This window comes from Roseburia sp. TF10-5, assembly GCF_003462365.1.
Taxonomy (GTDB): Bacteria; Bacillota; Clostridia; order Lachnospirales; family Lachnospiraceae; genus Roseburia; species Roseburia faecis.
Genome location: NZ_QTYW01000026.1, coordinates 813 through 16983, shown reverse-complemented (window position 1 = coordinate 16983; position 16171 = coordinate 813). Strand labels below are relative to the sequence as shown.

Annotated in this window: 17 protein-coding genes, 1 tRNA gene and 1 pseudogene; all 19 read left to right on the top strand. The window is 39.2% G+C overall.

What is annotated here, in order from left to right:
* Positions 1 to 1329: 1329 nt before the first annotated feature.
* The 19 genes and pseudogenes from DXD06_RS15865 to DXD06_RS15775 all read left to right on the top strand — a co-directional run bounded on the left by DXD06_RS15865 (position 1330) and on the right by DXD06_RS15775 (position 15892).
* Positions 1330 to 1941, top strand: a complete 612-nt coding sequence (locus DXD06_RS15865) for a glycerol-3-phosphate acyltransferase (protein WP_117833074.1) — start codon at positions 1330 to 1332, stop codon at positions 1939 to 1941.
* A 44-nt stretch (positions 1942 to 1985) separates the two neighbouring features.
* Complete coding sequence (locus tag DXD06_RS15860; RefSeq protein ID WP_022045006.1) at positions 1986 to 2753, top strand: ParA family protein; 768 nt, start codon at positions 1986 to 1988, stop codon at positions 2751 to 2753.
* A gap of 17 nt (positions 2754 to 2770) precedes the next feature.
* Positions 2771 to 3682 (top strand): ParB/RepB/Spo0J family partition protein, encoded by a 912-nt coding sequence (locus DXD06_RS15855; RefSeq protein ID WP_022045005.1) that lies wholly within the window; start codon positions 2771 to 2773, stop codon positions 3680 to 3682.
* Between the two features lie 73 nt (positions 3683 to 3755).
* Entirely contained in the window at positions 3756 to 4268 is a 513-nt protein-coding gene (locus DXD06_RS15850; protein ID WP_022045004.1) for a DUF4446 family protein, read from the top strand.
* A gap of 12 nt (positions 4269 to 4280) precedes the next feature.
* Positions 4281 to 5309, top strand: a complete 1029-nt coding sequence (locus DXD06_RS15845) for an HD-GYP domain-containing protein (protein WP_117833072.1) — start codon at positions 4281 to 4283, stop codon at positions 5307 to 5309.
* Between the two features lie 38 nt (positions 5310 to 5347).
* Positions 5348 to 6220, top strand: coding sequence for a DUF3881 family protein (locus DXD06_RS15840; RefSeq protein WP_117833070.1), 873 nt, complete (start codon positions 5348 to 5350; stop codon positions 6218 to 6220).
* A gap of 247 nt (positions 6221 to 6467) precedes the next feature.
* Positions 6468 to 6539 (top strand) — tRNA-Arg (locus DXD06_RS15835).
* 335 nt (positions 6540 to 6874) lie between these two features.
* Positions 6875 to 7741, top strand: coding sequence for a ParB/RepB/Spo0J family partition protein (locus DXD06_RS15830; protein WP_069432532.1), 867 nt, complete (start codon positions 6875 to 6877; stop codon positions 7739 to 7741).
* Positions 7742 to 7755: 14 nt separating this feature from the next.
* On the top strand, positions 7756 to 8541 hold the full coding sequence (locus DXD06_RS15825; RefSeq protein ID WP_117833068.1) for a ParA family protein: 786 nt from the start codon (positions 7756 to 7758) through the stop codon (positions 8539 to 8541).
* 2 nt (positions 8542 to 8543) lie between these two features.
* Positions 8544 to 9317, top strand: coding sequence for a ParB/RepB/Spo0J family partition protein (locus tag DXD06_RS15820; RefSeq protein WP_243001151.1), 774 nt, complete (start codon positions 8544 to 8546; stop codon positions 9315 to 9317).
* Positions 9314 to 9640 carry a TnpV protein gene (locus tag DXD06_RS15815; RefSeq protein ID WP_117465425.1) on the top strand — a complete coding sequence of 109 codons (327 nt, stop codon included), beginning with the start codon at positions 9314 to 9316 and terminating at the stop codon, positions 9638 to 9640. Before DXD06_RS15820 ends, DXD06_RS15815 begins: the two co-directional genes overlap by 4 nt.
* Positions 9641 to 9810: 170 nt before the next feature.
* Positions 9811 to 10107: a hypothetical protein gene (locus DXD06_RS15810; protein ID WP_117465424.1), complete on the top strand. Its 297-nt coding sequence runs from the start codon at positions 9811 to 9813 to the stop codon at positions 10105 to 10107.
* A gap of 105 nt (positions 10108 to 10212) precedes the next feature.
* On the top strand, positions 10213 to 11043 hold the full coding sequence (locus tag DXD06_RS17620) for a hypothetical protein (RefSeq protein ID WP_227194785.1): 831 nt from the start codon (positions 10213 to 10215) through the stop codon (positions 11041 to 11043).
* Positions 11044 to 11125: 82 nt separating this feature from the next.
* The gene (locus DXD06_RS15800; RefSeq protein WP_117833066.1) at positions 11126 to 11392 is read left to right on the top strand and encodes a DUF3847 domain-containing protein; all 267 of its coding nucleotides are present in this window, start codon (positions 11126 to 11128) and stop codon (positions 11390 to 11392) included.
* Positions 11393 to 11786: 394 nt separating this feature from the next.
* The gene (locus tag DXD06_RS15795) at positions 11787 to 12494 is read left to right on the top strand and encodes a LytR/AlgR family response regulator transcription factor (RefSeq protein WP_243001149.1); all 708 of its coding nucleotides are present in this window, start codon (positions 11787 to 11789) and stop codon (positions 12492 to 12494) included.
* 1 nt (position 12495) lies between these two features.
* A complete protein-coding gene (locus tag DXD06_RS15790) occupies positions 12496 to 13752 on the top strand; it encodes a sensor histidine kinase (protein WP_117833062.1) in 1257 nt (418 codons plus the stop codon).
* A 191-nt stretch (positions 13753 to 13943) separates the two neighbouring features.
* A complete protein-coding gene (locus DXD06_RS15785; protein ID WP_117465419.1) occupies positions 13944 to 14612 on the top strand; it encodes a hypothetical protein in 669 nt (222 codons plus the stop codon).
* A gap of 42 nt (positions 14613 to 14654) precedes the next feature.
* Positions 14655 to 15323 carry a DUF3879 family protein gene (locus DXD06_RS15780; protein ID WP_117465418.1) on the top strand — a complete coding sequence of 223 codons (669 nt, stop codon included), beginning with the start codon at positions 14655 to 14657 and terminating at the stop codon, positions 15321 to 15323.
* 63 nt (positions 15324 to 15386) lie between these two features.
* Positions 15387 to 15892: pseudogene (locus tag DXD06_RS15775) on the top strand (hypothetical protein).
* The last annotated feature ends 279 nt before the right edge of the window (positions 15893 to 16171 follow it).

The window sequence follows — 16171 nt, the reverse complement described above, 5'->3', positions numbered from 1 at the left end:
TTATCATCAGATCAGTGGTGAGGAAAATTTTATCATCGTTTCGGAATAAATATAATTATCTTTTTATCTGTCAAATGGTGCAGAGGGTAAATTGCTACAATGTATTCATACTTCTGATATTTTATAGGTTTCGCTAATCTCCTGAATAGTCGTATCTTATATACCTTGTAAATGTGTCTGCATTATTTCCAAGATTTTGTAATTCTTCTGTAAAATCTTTCTGATATGGGTATACCCAGGGATGTGTCGGAGATATGTTTGGTACTTATCAGTATCGTTTCCTTGAAAATTTTTCCATGAAATTATGTGATTAAAAGGTCATAAGGTATGATTGATGTATGTTTGCATGCAATTTGATGGATACCGTAATGACCCACACCACAATTGAGAAAGTAGCAATTTACTATGCAAGCATGTAAATTAACGGATTTCAAGATCTGGTCAGATTATGAGAATGCGAAGCATGTAGTAATCTGATTAATCTCAAATGAGGGGCAAAATGTTTTTTGACTCTCATATCATTATATCTAATCCATATCCTTATAAATAGATATAGATATAGTCACGTTGTGAGAGTACCGATATCAAAACCTATAGGATTCGAAAATATGTAACAAACGTGCAAATATGTTATGAGAGTATCAGTGTCAAAACCTATATCATATATAGTTACTTTTGGTGTTTTTGCAATTGTATGAAATACATTTTCTGAACATCTTTATATAATAAAAGGGGCAAAAGATATTATCGACGCATGCTGCATGCAATTCGATGCATACCTTAGTGACCCTTTTATCATATTATTAAACATATTTTCTTCCAGTAATTGTGTTTTATCATTGTACCATAGAAAGGAGGAAATAAAAAAGCGTTAATTAATATATTTTTGGGAAAGCTATGACTATCAAATTTAACATCTTATTTTTTACAGACAGGTCTTGCAAATATTATTTCTTTGTCTATAATTTCTTTCGTTATGTGTAGAAAGTGAATGTGTCCTTTCTTCCGTCCTATGGAATAGGAATGTGTTCTTTCTTCCATTAAATTAATATGAGACAGAGTATATTTATCGTATAGAAAAAAATGTCTTTTAAGTAACACTATGTATATCAATCCAAAAGAAGATATAAAAAGATTTCCAATCTACGCATTTAAGCTGCGATTCAGTTTATAATAAAAAGAATAAAAAATAAAAATGTTTCACGTGAAACATTTCACAAAAAAAGCTCAAAGAAAAACATAAAAATCTGCAAAATAACAACATAATTACTATTCGAGATTAATCGATTTTATGTTATACTGTAATAGAAAATAAGAGGAAGATGTGTAATGATATATAAAAGTATATTATTGATTTTGGGATATCTATACGGAACAATGCTAACTGCAACGTTCGTTGTAAAACATTCCACAGGAAATGATGTAAGTAAAATAGGATCTGGAAATCCCGGGATGGCAAATGTCATGGAACATATCGGGAAAAAGGAAGGTGTTTTGGTATTAGCTGGCGATATATTAAAAGTTATTGTAGCCGGTATTCTTGGTCACCTGTTATTTCTAGATAAAACATGGCATGATATTTTTTTATATACAGGATTTGGAGCGATTTTTGGACATAATTATCCACTGTGGAGAAAAGGAAAAGGTGGAAAAGGTGTTACAGTTACCTGTACGTGGCTGATACTTACATTTGGAGTTCTGGGAGCAATCTGTTGCATAATAGGAGGCATGGTAGTGTTACTTACCGGATGGCTTCCGCTGGGCGCGGTTGTCATTCCTGCGCTTGCAATTCCAACGGTATATTTTATACATGGAAAATCTATAGAACTTGTATGTGTACTGATTGCAACTGTCCTTATGCTGATCCGGTATCGCAAAGGAATTTACAGAATAATACATGGGGAAGAACCTTTGCATTTAAAAATTAAAAAGGATAAATAAAAATACACTCTATATACAGAGAATAAGAAAGAAAAGAGGAAAATATGGGAAGAATTATTGCAATTGCAAATCAAAAGGGTGGGGTCGGTAAAACAACGACATCGATAAATCTTGCAGCAAGTATTGCTGAAATGGGCAAACGTGTACTTGCTATTGATTTAGATCCGCAGGGAAACATGACGAGTGGACTTGGCGTGGATAAAAACGAGGTTGAGAATACGGTATATGAGCTGATGCTGGATGAATGTTCCATCAATGAGAGTATTCAGGATACCGTTGTAAAAGGCCTGCGTCTGATTCCATCCAATGTAAATCTGGCAGGTGCGGAAATAGAATTATTAGGAATAAATGACAAAGAATATATATTAAAAACAGCAGTTGACTATATCCGTGATGATTACGATTTCATTGTGATTGACTGTCCGCCATCTTTAAATATGCTGACGGTAAATGCCATGACAACTGCAGATACGGTTCTTGTCCCGATTCAGTGTGAGTATTATGCACTGGAAGGACTGAGCCAGTTGATACATACCATTAATCTTGTACAGGAGAGATTAAATCCCAATCTGCAGATGGAAGGCGTTGTATTTACCATGTATGATGTCCGGACGAAATTGTCAAATCAGGTTGTAGAAAATGTAAAAGAAAATCTGGATACAAAAATTTATGAGACAATGATTCCGAGAAATATTCGGTTGGCAGAGGCACCATCTTATGGAATTCCGATCAATATGTACGATAGCAAATCTGCGGGGGCAGAGAGTTACCGCAAGCTTGCAAAGGAAATCGTGGGTCGTAAAGATTTGTAAAAAGAAAGGGAGTAACAATGGCAGTTAAAAAAGGATTGGGAAAAGGTTTGGATTCTCTGATTACAGACAAGGTGAATACAAAACCGGCAGCTTCAAAAAATAATCCAACACCAAAGAGTGAGCACGCGGCAGATGCTATCATGATGAATATCACAAAGGTAGAACCAAACAGGGAGCAGCCGAGAAAAAAATTCGATGAGGATGCATTGCTTGAACTGGCAGAATCCATAAAACAGTATGGAGTATTGCAGCCACTTCTGGTGCAGGAGAGGGAGGATTATTATGAGATTGTCGCCGGGGAGCGCCGGTGGAGAGCCGCAAAAATAGCCGGAATCAAAGAAATTCCTGTGATTATCAAGAAACTTACCAGACAGGAAATTATGGAGATTTCCCTGATAGAAAATATTCAGAGGGAAGATTTAAATCCAATTGAAGAAGCACTGGCTTTTAAGCGGCTTCTGACAGAATTTAATCTAAAGCAGGATGAGGTAGCAGAGCGGGTTTCCAAGAGCAGAACAGCAGTCACAAATGCCATGCGGCTGTTGAAACTGAATGAAAAAGTACAGCAGATGGTCATTGATGAGATGCTGACAACAGGACATGCACGCGCACTTCTGGGAATTGAAGATCAGGAACAGCAGTATATCATTGCGCAGAAAATTTTTGATGAAAAATTGAGTGTGCGGGATACGGAGAAACTGGTAAAAAGTCTCCAGAATGAAAAAAAGAAGAAAAAAGAAGAAAAAGAGAAGATTGACCCGAAACTGGAAGCCGTGTATCATGATTTAGAAGAGCAGATGAAAGGCATTCTTGGAACAAAGGTATGTATTAACCATAAGGATGCGAAGAAAGGGAAACTTGAGATTGAATATTATTCCCAGGATGAACTTGACCGGATTATTGACATGATTCGGACGATACAAAAATAAATGTAGAAAAATAGGGATAAAAGCCTATTTAAAATTTTAACAGAATGTAAGAAAATAGAAACAGGAGAAAAATATGATATCAGAATACTTAGGATTTGATTCCGATTATATTATTTTAGGATTAGCAGCTTTTTGTGTTATTTTATTTATACTTACCGTTGTGAATATGGCAAAGACAAGTAAACTGCGTAAAAAGTATGAAGCATTCATGATGGGAAAAGATGCAAAATCATTGGAAGAAACTTTGGTAACCCGTTTGTCTCAGGTCGATAAACTGATATCTGCAAATGAAGCAAACGAGAAAAATATCAGAAAAATGTTTGACAATATGAAATTCACATTTCAGAAGGTCGGACTGGTAAAATACGATGCTTTTAATGAGATGGGTGGAAAGCTTAGTTTTTCCCTTGCAATGTTGAATGAGTCAGATAATGGATTCGTTCTCAATGCAGTACACAGCAGAGAGGGCTGCTATACTTACATAAAAGAGATTATAGACGGAAATTCAATTATTACATTAGCAGAAGAAGAGCAGGAAGCTTTAAAGATGGCAAAAGAATCTACCGGCAGCAATCCTGCAAAATAACGGGAGTGTAACATGAGGGTAAAATCAGTAAGTGAGTTGTGTGGAAATGAAATATTAGCAGAACCAGTTCTTACAGATGAAAGAATGATATTAATTTCAAGGGGAAGCAGGCTCAAGAAGGAATATGTTCCTTTGATCCGTTCACTTGGGATTGACACCCTTATGGTAGAAGATCCGTATGAAAATTATGAAATGCCATCGCGGATTATTGATTATTCTGTTTTCGGTAAGTTTGTGGAACGCGTACAGCGGGTGATGGAAAACCATATCTACCATAAGAATAAGTCGCTGCGCGAATTTGAAGTAATCGCAAATGAAGTTGTAAAAGAAGTAAGCAAAATACCGGAAAATATAATTATTGATATCAATGCCCGGATTGTAAATTTATATGAACATACTGTCATGGTGACACTTGTGAGTGTATTTGTGGCAAGATTACTTCATCTGGATCAGGTGAGGCAATATAATATTGCAGTTGGGGCACTGCTCCATGATCTCGGACTCCGTTATATCACAACAGGATATGTGAACCGGGACTGGGAAAAGGAAGATCCCATAGAAGCATTTGAGTACAAAAAACATACCATTTTAGGATATTCCGCTTTGGATGAGGAAAGCTGGATCCCGGAAGTATCAAAAAAGATGGTTTTATTTCATCATGAAAGACTTGATGGAAGCGGGTTTCCGATGCGCCGCAGAGATTTTGCAATGGAATGCAGGATTATTCAGGCATGCGATGCATTTGACAGTTATATTACGGGCATGGAGTGCATACGGATTCCCCTGCAGGATGCAATCGGAAAGATACAGGAAGGAATCATACACAAGTATGACCGGAAAGTGGTGGAAACCCTGCTATCTAAGATTGCCTATTATCCGGTAGGAACGGCAGTGAAGATGAGTAATCAGGCAGAGGGAATTGTCGTTTTGCAGACAGAGGATCCGAAGTGTCCGGTTGTTCTGGATTTTCATTCCGGGGAGTCAGAAAAAAAATACAATTTAATGTTACAAAAGGATATTTCCATTCTTCAAATAATATGATAGAATATAGTAATGTATGGAGAAAGGAGAACCGCGAAGTGCACAAATTCCTTAGGGCGATTGGATTTTCAGATGTTACAAAAAAAGATCTTGAAATGATACTGGATGAAGTAATTACCCGTCCGGAGATTATGAAAATTACAAAAGATTCTGAGGGAAACGAGTTTGCGGAACTATCAGGTTCATTTGCGGCAAATGCCGGAATTACGGTTCGGGGTACTTATCAGGAAGATGACAGTTTTCATATGGATTATTACTATCCGTATGTGTTTGGTACCAGTATTACGACGAATGAGCAGATTGATGTAGAAAAACATGCCGAGAAAGAGTCCTATGCAGGAGTATGTGACGAGGTTAATCTTGGAGTTACACTGATTTTTTATATACAGAATGTAGCGGATTATCTGGCAGAGACAAACCGGCATCTTTCCAAAATACATTATGGGGCAATGCTTGCAGGACTTTCCACCGAGGGAAAAATACTCTGTCCCGTCGTGGAGAGAAAAAAAAATGATGTACCAGCTATCCAGAAAAATGACCGGCACAATCAGCTGATCGCACAGGCAAGAGAAGGCGATGAAGATGCAATCGAAAGCCTTACGCTGGAGGATATGGATACTTATGCACTGCTGTCCCAGAGAGTGATGAAAGAAGATATTTTCAGTATCGTGAAGTCAACGTTTATGCCGTTTGGGATTGAGAGTGACCAGTATACGGTATTGGGAGAAATCATTGACTGTGTCACGATGGAAAATAAACTTACACACGAAAAATTGTATGGAATGAAGTTGTTGTGCAATAACATCCAGTTCGATGTGTGTATCAATGAAAAAGATTTATTGGGTGAACCTGCGATAGGCAGACGTTTTCGTGGAAATGTCTGGATGCAGGGAAACCTTTGCCTTGAATAAATTGTCAGGAACTGCCGGTAATCGGCATTTGTTCTCTTAGTTAAATGGATATAACGACAGCCTCCTAAGGTTCAATCATGGTTGAGACTTATGGAAGTTGGAAAGTGATAAGTCAGAGTTCGATTCCAACAGGGATTGACCTGAATGTCAAAATAAGATACAATGGAAATTCATCACAAGAGTGATTGAATTCATAGATATGGCAGCCGGAGCCAAAAGAGCTGAAAAGCCCGAAAATACGGCATTTGTCTCCTTAGTTAAATGGATATAACGGGGTCCTCCTAAGACTCTATTGTAGGTTCGATTCCTATAGGAGACGCTCATTTTTAGCGGTAATGAAGATAGTTTCATTGCCGCTTTTTTTGTGCAGAATTGCAATTTCAGTGACAAATTTGTCAGCGAAACAAGGTTGAAAATACTGACTTTGTCAGCGGGGATGGATGCTTGTCACCGATTCATATTTTCCGGTCTGTCACCTAGAGGGATTAACTACAATGTAGGATGAGTTTTGGGGTGTAAAATTAGGAAAAGCAGTGAGATAAAACACTATATTCTTGCCTGTGATATCAGGCCTGTCGGAAGAGTCCGTTCAGATTAGATAAAAACAATCTATTCTGGACGGGCTTTTTTGCGTTCAGGGAAAGGAAGTTGCCTATGGAAGAAAAGAAGGAATTGCTGGATCAGGATGAAAGAGTTGTAGAGATTGAGCTGGAAAGACTTCGGGGATTTGTAAACCATCCATTCAAGGTTCAGGCGGACAGTCAGATGATTGAATTACAGGAGAGCATTAAGAAGTATGGAATATTAAATCCTCTGATAGTCAGACCGAGGCAGGATGGAACTTATGAGATCATATCGGGTCACAGAAGAAAATTTGCAGCTGAAAAGATCGGTTATCGTAAGGTACCTGTGATCATTCGCGTATTAAAAGATGATGAAGCGGTTGTATCTATGGTTGATTCAAATTTACAACGGGAAATGATCAGTCCAAGTGAAAAAGCATTTGCTTACAAAATGAAGTATGAAGCAATCAAAAGGAAGGCAGGAAGAAGAAAATGTGGTCAGGTAGACCATAATTTGGGAAAGAAAAGCATTGAGCTGATTGGAGAGGAATGTGGGGACAGCCCCAAACAGGTTCAGAGGTATATCAAAATCACAGAACTTATTCCTGAAATGCTTGAAAAAGTGGATGACGGAAGCATGGGATTTACTCCGGCAGTTCAGTTGTCATTTCTGAAAAAGAAGGAGCAAAAGGAAATGCTGGATGCAATGGAATTTGCACAGTGTACCCCGTCACTATCCCAGGCACTCCGCATAAAGAAATTGAGCGCAGATGGGAAACTTACAGTAAGGGATATGGAAGATATTCTAAGTGAGATTAAGCAAAAAGAGATAGACCGTGTAGTATTCAAAACGGAACAGCTTCACAGATTTTTCCCTGTCAGTTATACGGCAGAGCAGATGAGACGTGAAATCTTGGAAATGTTGAAATTAAATATGAACAAATATTGGGATGAATAAAGGAGGAACAGATTATGTGCAGAGTAATAGCAGTATCAAATCAAAAAGGTGGAGTAGGTAAAACAGTGTCATGTGTGAATCTAGGAATAGGATTGGCACAGGAAGGAAAGAAAGTGCTTATGATAGACGCTGATCCACAAGGAAGTCTTACAATCAGCTTAGGTTATGAGGAGCCGGATGAAATGGAGTATTCTCTGGCAACACTGATGATGAACATTGTGAATGATGAAAAACTGAATATAGAAAAGACTATCTTACACCATAAGGAAGGAGTGGACCTTATCCCAGCCAACATTGAATTATCAGCGATAGAGGTGTCTTTGGTAAATGCCATGAGCAGGGAACTGATTCTGAGATCTATGGTAGACAGGCTGAGAGAATTTTATGATTACATCATAATTGATTGTATGCCTTCACTTGGAATGATGACAATTAACGCATTGGCATGTGCAGATTCTGTACTGATACCGGTGCAGGCTGCGTATCTTCCAGTCAAAGGCTTACAGCAGCTGATCAAGACAATAGGAAGAGTAAAGAAGCAGCTGAACCCAAAGCTCAAGATTGAAGGAATACTTTTGACGATGGTTGATAACAGAACTAATTATGCCAGGGATATTTCCCTGATGGTGTATGATACCTATTCTGCATCAATTAAGGTATTTGAAACAGAGATACCGATGTCAGTAAGGGCATCAGAGGTCAGTGTGGAGGGTGGAAGCATCTATTCCTATGATCCAAAGGGAAAAGCGGCATTTGCTTATATGGCATTAACTAAAGAAGTATTGAAGGAGGCAGAGTAATTATGGCAAGCAGAGTAGCAGGAAAGATTAAATTACAGTCAGTAGATGAATTATTGGGAGTACCGGAGATTGCCGGTACTCAGGAAATAGAGATTGGAAGAATTCATGCGTTTCCGAATCATCCATTTAAGGTGTTGGATGATGAAAAGATGGACACTCTGGTTGATAGTATCAGGAAAAATGGCATATTGAACCCAGTGATCGTAAGACCGGATCAGAGCGGAAATTATGAAATGATTTCTGGTCACCGCAGGTTACATGCGGCAAGGATTGTGGGATTGAAAAAGATTCCGGCTATCGTAAAGGAAATGTCTGATGATGAAGCTATTATAAAAATGGTGGATGCCAATATTCAGAGGGAAGAGATACTTCCGAGTGAAAAGGCATTTGCATATAAAATGAAGCTTGATGCATTGAAGAGAACCGCTGGAAGACCTACAAAAGAAAATGCGTGCCATAATGGCACACATTTACGATCTGATCAAGAATTAGCATTACAGGTAGGCGACAGTGCAAGAAGTATTCAAAGATATACAGTTATGGTAATATGTTTTGCAGTTACTGTGATACTAGGTCTGATATCGTGGAAAGGAATAAAAGCTAAGGCAGCATTAGCGGAACAGGAACGACGCAGGGCGAAGAAAGCCGAGTATAACCGCCGCTATATGGAGAAGAAGCGCAGACAATGGAAAGAGCAACAGGAACGGGAGAAAGAACAGCAGGAAGCTCTTGAATTACCTGCTGCTTCCACCGAGAAAGGAGAACGCATAGCATGAGAATACTCATTGACAATGGCAACACCCCCGCCGCCCCGCGCCCGTATATCGGGCATTACGGGCGGTTGCGGAAAGCCTACCTTGAACAGTACCGCCCCGACCTCTACACCGCCCTTGTCGCAAATGAGAAGCTGCATGAGCATTGCGCCGAGATTGACGAAGCCGCCCGGAGCCGGATTGACCTTATCATGCCGCAGCTTGCAAGGAGCGCGGGAGCTACCGAAGCACTCAAAGCTACCGACCCCATGAAATGGGTGGGACTGATGAACGCTTGCAGGGCGCAAGCGGAGGAAATTGCCAAGTTTGAGCTAGTCTATGTTTGACGGTCAAGAGCCGGAAAAAACGGAAATCACGCGATAGGAGCTGCCCGGACGAGGAATGGTTCATCGGGGCGGTTTCTATTTGAAAATCCTCATTTTCCCCAAGTCAAGAGCCGGGAAAAACACCCGAAAAATGCCCCTATTGCGTAACAGGGGCGCAGAAAGGAGAGTTTATGAGAACAGGGCTTACGAAGCAGGAAAAGACCACCGATATTTGGTTTGACGAGAAAAACCCGATTATCCATATCCGCACCCACAACACCGACTTAAAGAAGCGGCTTGCCGCCTACTCCGGACAGTACCCCGACCAGTGCCGCCAGACCGACGCAGACCCCGAAACGGGCTGCATGGAGTTTGAGATTGCAAAGGGGCGCTTCTCTTTCCGTCTGACCGCCCCATACAACGAGGAACGGCGGGAAGCTGCGCGGCGGTCTGCCAGAGAAAACAAGGCCACTGACAGGCTGAAATGAGGTGGATTTATTCATAACCATGTGCTATGATATTTATAGATAGTGAAACTTCCTTTCAATTTTTTCGTCTATACAAGTAACAGAGAAGAACAGGAGGCTTGTTCCATGAGAAAAAAGAGATTGATGATTGCAATAGCTTGTATCATTTTAGTAGGTATCGCGGTAATCGTATTTTTTTCACAACAGGGGAAAAAACCGTATAAGGATTTGGACGCAGCGCAGATTGTTTCCGCTAAAGTGTTATTAACACCGCCAGACAAAACGATTGAGATTGAAAATATCCAAGAATTAGTTGAATATTTGAATGATGTTGTTGTCTATAATGAGGATAATTCTTACACAGAGTATGATGGACAAGGCGTTGTTTTTACCTTGACTATGGTAGACGGTACACAAACAGATATTATGGCGTATAACCCATTTATTGTCATTGACGGTATCGGTTATAAGACAAAATATGAGCCATGTGAAGCACTCAACAGCTATGCAAATGAATTACTAAACTCTGGGACTGCCAATATAATTTTGGAAGAACCGCCCACATTAAGCGTTGTGAGTGACGAAACCGCTATCGGTGCAGTATTAGGAACTTATTCGTGGCAAAAAACAAATATTGACGGAACTGCTGAAAGCACAATAGCTGATAGCCCACACCCGTTAGAGTGCAAGGATCTGTTGTCCCCGCCATTTGAAACAACAGAAACAACAGCTACATTAAGATTTACAGAAGACCCAGATACAATTTTAAGTGTGCAGTGCTGGAGTGACGAACATTGGGGAGAGCCTGCTACAAACAGCGAAGATGTAACTATTGTTGGAAACGTACTCACTCTTAAACTGGGCGGATATATTTATGAAGTAACAGCTGAATGGAATACTGAAAATGGCTATGGCGGAACAGCAAGCTATTTTATATATTTGAAAACAGCAGACTAAAATTGAATAGCCACCCACAAGGGCAGCCGAGAAAATCGACTGTCCTTTTTCTATGCCGACAGGCAGAAAGGAGCGACCACCCATGACAAAGCCAAGAGAGAAAACCCGCGAGGAATTGACTGCCGAGATTGAGGACGGGAAGAAGAAAATCCGGCAGTTTGAAAATCGGGAAAAGATGCTGCGTCAGAAGCTATCCAAAGAGGAACGCAGAACACGCAGCCACCGCCTTATTGTCCGGGGCGCGGTCTTTGAAAGCATTGTGCCGGAAGCAAAGAACATGACCGACGAGGAAGCCGCAGCACTTCTTAGAAAAGCGCTTGAAAGCCTTGTTTGTTACGAAACTTTTTAAGCATATTAAGAAATAAAAGAGATTGTGTTTAAAGATGGAAAACTTGTCTGAGACACAGCGAAGTAAATAAAATGAATAATATAGGAAGTCAGTAGTGTGTGAATAAACTGCTGGCTTCTTTTTTGATAGATACAGTCACTCCCAGAGAGTGTGCAGGATAGTAAAGTAATAATATCAACATGACGATATAGAAAATGCAGGGAAGCATTGTATTTCAAAGAGTTTGAGATACAGTGCTTCTGCGTTTCTATAGGAGATAGTCGTTCTATGCGAAAAATAGTCATTTGATGCGGAGAATGATCGAGCGGAAGATTTGTTTGATATAATAAAGAGTGCTAGGTGAGACTTGTATGGTTTACAGGTATGAGAGCAATCAAAGACAGGAATGAAAAATATGAACATTATTATTTGTGATGACAGGATAGATGACAGAAAAAATCTGTCAGATTTGCTGTCAGACTATGGTGAAAAAAAGAATTATGAGTTTGCTATTACAGAATATGATTCCGGAGAACAGTTATGCGAAGAACAATCGGCTTTGGAAGCGTGTCAGCTATTATTTCTGGACATCAATATGCAGTGGATGGATGGGCTGAAAACAGCTATGAGGATTAAAGAAAAATATCCAAAACTTCCAGTTGTGCTGGTGACGGCATACATGAATTACGCACTGGATGGATATAAGGTGAAAGCAAGCCGTTTTCTGCTGAAAGATAACCTTGCAGATACTATAGAAGAATGTATGGATGATTTGATAGCAGAAATTAATAAAAACCGTAGGATTCTCGAATTTCGTTTTGTGGAAGGAACGATAAAACTTTATGCAGATGACATCATTTATATAGAAACAGAGCTTCACAAAAATGTATTTTATACAGAAAAAGGGACATTTCAGATTTATAAAAAACTGGATGAACTGGAAAATGAATTCAAGGATATGGGATTCGTGCGGGCACATCTAAGTTTTCTTGTAAATATGAGGTACATCACAAAAATCAGCGGTTATGTGATGACACTTACCACGGGAAAAAAGATTCCGGTTCCCAAGGCACGATATGCACAGGTAAAGAGGGAATATATGCTGTATAAGGGAGAAGAATAACATGACATTCTGGGTATTGACATTTATTGCGGAAATGCTGGAAGTAAAAGGAACGCTATACTTTTTTGATACTTTTATGGAAAAAAGAGATGGCGGATATAGGAACAGATATAGATTTTTTGTTTATTGCGGAGTGCTTTATCTGGTAGCAGTCACAGGGGCATGGATCGGAATGTTAAAATGTATCCCGATTATACTGGTTATGTCTTTCCTGAATCTGGCTTATTATGAAGTTTCCTTCCGGCAGAGTTTTTTGTTTTCAATCATCAACTATACAATGCTTGTATTGATTGATTATGTGACTGTTTTGCTGGGAAGAGGAGGTTCAATCCAAGAAAAATGGTTTTTACAGGCACTGATATCAAAGACGGTTTTTATCATTCTGATGTTGTTTATCAGAAGATTTAGCAAGACAAGAAAAAGCTGCGGTCTGATTACAGGAAAAGAATGGTTACAGTTTTTCTGTGTTCCTGTATTTACGGTGGTCGGTTTCATTCTTATGTTTTATTCAGAAAACGATGATATGCAGAATGTATTTTTATTTCTTTCGGTGGGACTGGTTGCGATTAACCTTATCCTTATGGAGTTCATGCAGAATACCATTGAAAAAGAAGAGAGAATAAAAATTGCGGTACTTACGGAACAAAATCAGAAAAATCGTATTGCAGATTATCAGGACCGGGAAGAAATCTATGAGCGTCAGCGAAGAAAAATGCACGATTATAAAAATCAGCTTTCCACGATCCAGACATTGATAAAGAATGGACACACAGATGAGGCACTTTCCTTTACGCAGAAGCTGACAGAGAGCATAGCTGTCGAGATGTCGGCAATCAACACAAATCATCCGGTGGTCAATGCTGTTTTAAACCAGAAGTACCGCAGCATGCAGGAGAAACACATAGCGGTTATCCTGAAAGTAGGGGATTTGCAGGAGATCTGTCTGGAAGAGGAAGAGATCGTGATCCTGCTCTCCAATTTACTGGATAATGCAATCCGGGAGAGTGAAAAGGTACTGAAAAATACCGGAAAAGCGGTCATTCATCTGAAATTAGAGTGCGAAGATCATAAACTGATATTTGCGGTGAGAAATCCGGTGACAGAAAAGGTGGAAATTGAAAATGACACGATAAAGAGCAAAAGAGGGGATCATCACGGCATTGGGCTGTTAAATGTAAAAGCAGTTGTGGATAAATATGGCGGTGATATGGTGCTTTCCTGCGATGAAAATGAATTTAAGGCTGTGGTTATCTTGTAAAGAGATGGTCTTTGTGTGCGTAATATGGTCGTTTGATGATATGGGACTAGGAGAACAGGTTATTTTATCCGATAAAAAAATAGAGGAAATAAGTATGTTATGAGAATTTTAAAGAATGAATATGATAAATGGATAAGTATATATAGAGGTTAAAATATATGCAGAGAAGGTAGAAAATATGAGGTGAATTCATGGGAATATCGATTTCAAATGCAACGAGTTCTGCTATTACAAAATATAGTGTATCGCTGAGAAGTGGAGAACCTGATTGGTCTATGATTCCAAGTGCAGGGAAAAGCAATAAGTCACAGGCAGAGTTTGTCTCTGAGATTAAGGAACTGGCTCAGAGAGCTGCCAACACTACGAGTAAAACGGAATTAGAATCTATTCACAGGCAGAGAACAAGGTTATGTGCAGAATACATATCCGATGTATCCCCTGACAGAAAGGCATTATATCAGCAGGCTAAAAATGCGGTAAAAAGTCAAAATGGTAATCCGAAATGCAAAGGAATCGGAGAATTATCATTGCTCGATTTTCTGGAGAGGGCAGAGGGGAAAAATAACAACCTTGCGCAAAAGAAGTTTGCTCTGGCGGGAGGAGGCACACTGGAATGTCCGATTCTGACAGGCGAAGGATATGGTGCCGACATTTCTTATCAAGGAACAAAAGTGTTGACCTATCTGGGAGATAGTTATGGATGGGGATGCGAAAGAACTCCGGCTGAGCGGGAAAAGGAAAGAGAATTTTACGGAATTTACTTCAATGAATACCATACGCAAAAGAATGCCCAAAGCTCAGAATTGAAAGAACTGCCGAACTATTTGGAAGAGAAAACGTCTTTTGATAGGAAAGCGTAAGGATATAGGTAAGATAACAGATTTAATATGGGAGGATGTTTTATGTCAAAAATAACGGATTATGCTTTTTTGTTTCAAAAATCATTTGGGACATCAGGAGTAAATGCAATAGGCAGTTTTCAGTTGTCCCAGTTGAACAGCAGTTCTGTTCAGTCCAAGTTAAAAGCTGCCGGGATTAACACAAACAGCAAACAATATAAAGCCGCAGTAAAACAAATGATGTCTGCTGGAAATGGTGCAATGTATGGCAATATTCAGGGAATAAAAAATCTGATGAGTCATTATGACAAGGATGGAGATTATATCAACCCTGTAAATGGACTGGCAGGACTTTTAGTGACAGATGAAAATGAAAGTTCGAGAAAAAGGATCATATCAATTCCGGATAGTAGCAAAGAAGAAATGTATGAACTGACAAAAAAAGAGTTCCTGCGTGAAAACGGTGTCCACAATGGAGATACAACAAAACGTTCCGAGGTATATAACAATTTGTACCGCAAAATGCAGAAAAAGGACAGATTGGCTGCCGGGTACACCCTTGAAAAATATGAGAGAATTTACAGACAGGCATTTTATGATGCCGCAAAAAAGGCTGATCCTAACTGGGAAATTGGTAAGCCAATTAAAGATGGTGCATTAGATAGTGTTACAAGAGAATTGGCAGAGTCGGGGAAATCTCCTGCACAGGCAACGCTTGATACTAAAATTTAACATATCAGGTATATTTGAATAATTAAAAAGAGAAAATTTTGAGCTGATTGGAGGAACAAAAATATGAACATTAGTTCTGGTCTGAATACCGTATCTTCATTGTACGGTCAACAAAAAGTAATTATATGAAAGCACCTGCATCTGCGGAAAAGACATTTTATACGGCTGAAACACCAAAGGTATACCAGATATTCACAACAGATAATATGTTGTGGACAGGAGGTAATGGTACAGGTCTTTCTTATTGCCTTAAATATGCGGATGATTCGACGGATGAAAATCCAGTGGTGTTAGCGAAAGGTGTGGATGAAAACGGGAAAGAGTTTGAGCAAAGAATTTATATCAATGATGTTAATCCATCAAATGCTACAGTAGTCGAAATGCGTGCATTGGAGGCACATTACAAAGTGGAAAAGCAGGGAGGTTTCACGTCTCTGCCGCTTGAAGCTGGTAATATGGGACTTAACGACAGAAGAGATTTTATCGCAATGTTCAAAAAAAGCATAGAAGATTTAAACAAATTGGGAAGTCAAGAGCTTATGTGGCAGCAAGAGGAGCAAAGATACTGAGTTATAATGTTATAAGAGAATGTTGGCAGTTGTTATGAGACTTATATAAGGTAGGAGATAATATGGTTACTTATATATTTATAAATCACTTGGACCATATAAGGAAAGTGATTGCAAATTCCGAATGACAGAGGAATATCAACGAAAAAATGCAATGGAGGAAATGCAATGGGTATAACAGGCGTAGGAAGTTCTTATAATTTTGTTTATAACACAAAAACAGGTAAGCTATCTACAAAGGATGGCAGTAAAAATGAATTTGTTGATTTTTGCAATGGA

Coding starts and splice junctions, on each gene's coding strand:
- DXD06_RS15865 (WP_117833074.1), top strand. CDS start 1,330: ATGATATATAAAAGTATATTATTGATTTTGGGATATCTATACGGAACA.
- DXD06_RS15860 (WP_022045006.1), top strand. CDS start 1,986: ATGGGAAGAATTATTGCAATTGCAAATCAAAAGGGTGGGGTCGGTAAA.
- DXD06_RS15855 (WP_022045005.1), top strand. CDS start 2,771: ATGGCAGTTAAAAAAGGATTGGGAAAAGGTTTGGATTCTCTGATTACA.
- DXD06_RS15850 (WP_022045004.1), top strand. CDS start 3,756: ATGATATCAGAATACTTAGGATTTGATTCCGATTATATTATTTTAGGA.
- DXD06_RS15845 (WP_117833072.1), top strand. CDS start 4,281: ATGAGGGTAAAATCAGTAAGTGAGTTGTGTGGAAATGAAATATTAGCA.
- DXD06_RS15830 (WP_069432532.1), top strand. CDS start 6,875: ATGGAAGAAAAGAAGGAATTGCTGGATCAGGATGAAAGAGTTGTAGAG.
- DXD06_RS15825 (WP_117833068.1), top strand. CDS start 7,756: ATGTGCAGAGTAATAGCAGTATCAAATCAAAAAGGTGGAGTAGGTAAA.
- DXD06_RS15820 (WP_243001151.1), top strand. CDS start 8,544: ATGGCAAGCAGAGTAGCAGGAAAGATTAAATTACAGTCAGTAGATGAA.
- DXD06_RS15815 (WP_117465425.1), top strand. CDS start 9,314: ATGAGAATACTCATTGACAATGGCAACACCCCCGCCGCCCCGCGCCCG.
- DXD06_RS15810 (WP_117465424.1), top strand. CDS start 9,811: ATGAGAACAGGGCTTACGAAGCAGGAAAAGACCACCGATATTTGGTTT.
- DXD06_RS17620 (WP_227194785.1), top strand. CDS start 10,213: ATGAGAAAAAAGAGATTGATGATTGCAATAGCTTGTATCATTTTAGTA.
- DXD06_RS15800 (WP_117833066.1), top strand. CDS start 11,126: ATGACAAAGCCAAGAGAGAAAACCCGCGAGGAATTGACTGCCGAGATT.
- DXD06_RS15795 (WP_243001149.1), top strand. CDS start 11,787: ATGAACATTATTATTTGTGATGACAGGATAGATGACAGAAAAAATCTG.
- DXD06_RS15790 (WP_117833062.1), top strand. CDS start 12,496: ATGACATTCTGGGTATTGACATTTATTGCGGAAATGCTGGAAGTAAAA.
- DXD06_RS15785 (WP_117465419.1), top strand. CDS start 13,944: ATGGGAATATCGATTTCAAATGCAACGAGTTCTGCTATTACAAAATAT.
- DXD06_RS15780 (WP_117465418.1), top strand. CDS start 14,655: ATGTCAAAAATAACGGATTATGCTTTTTTGTTTCAAAAATCATTTGGG.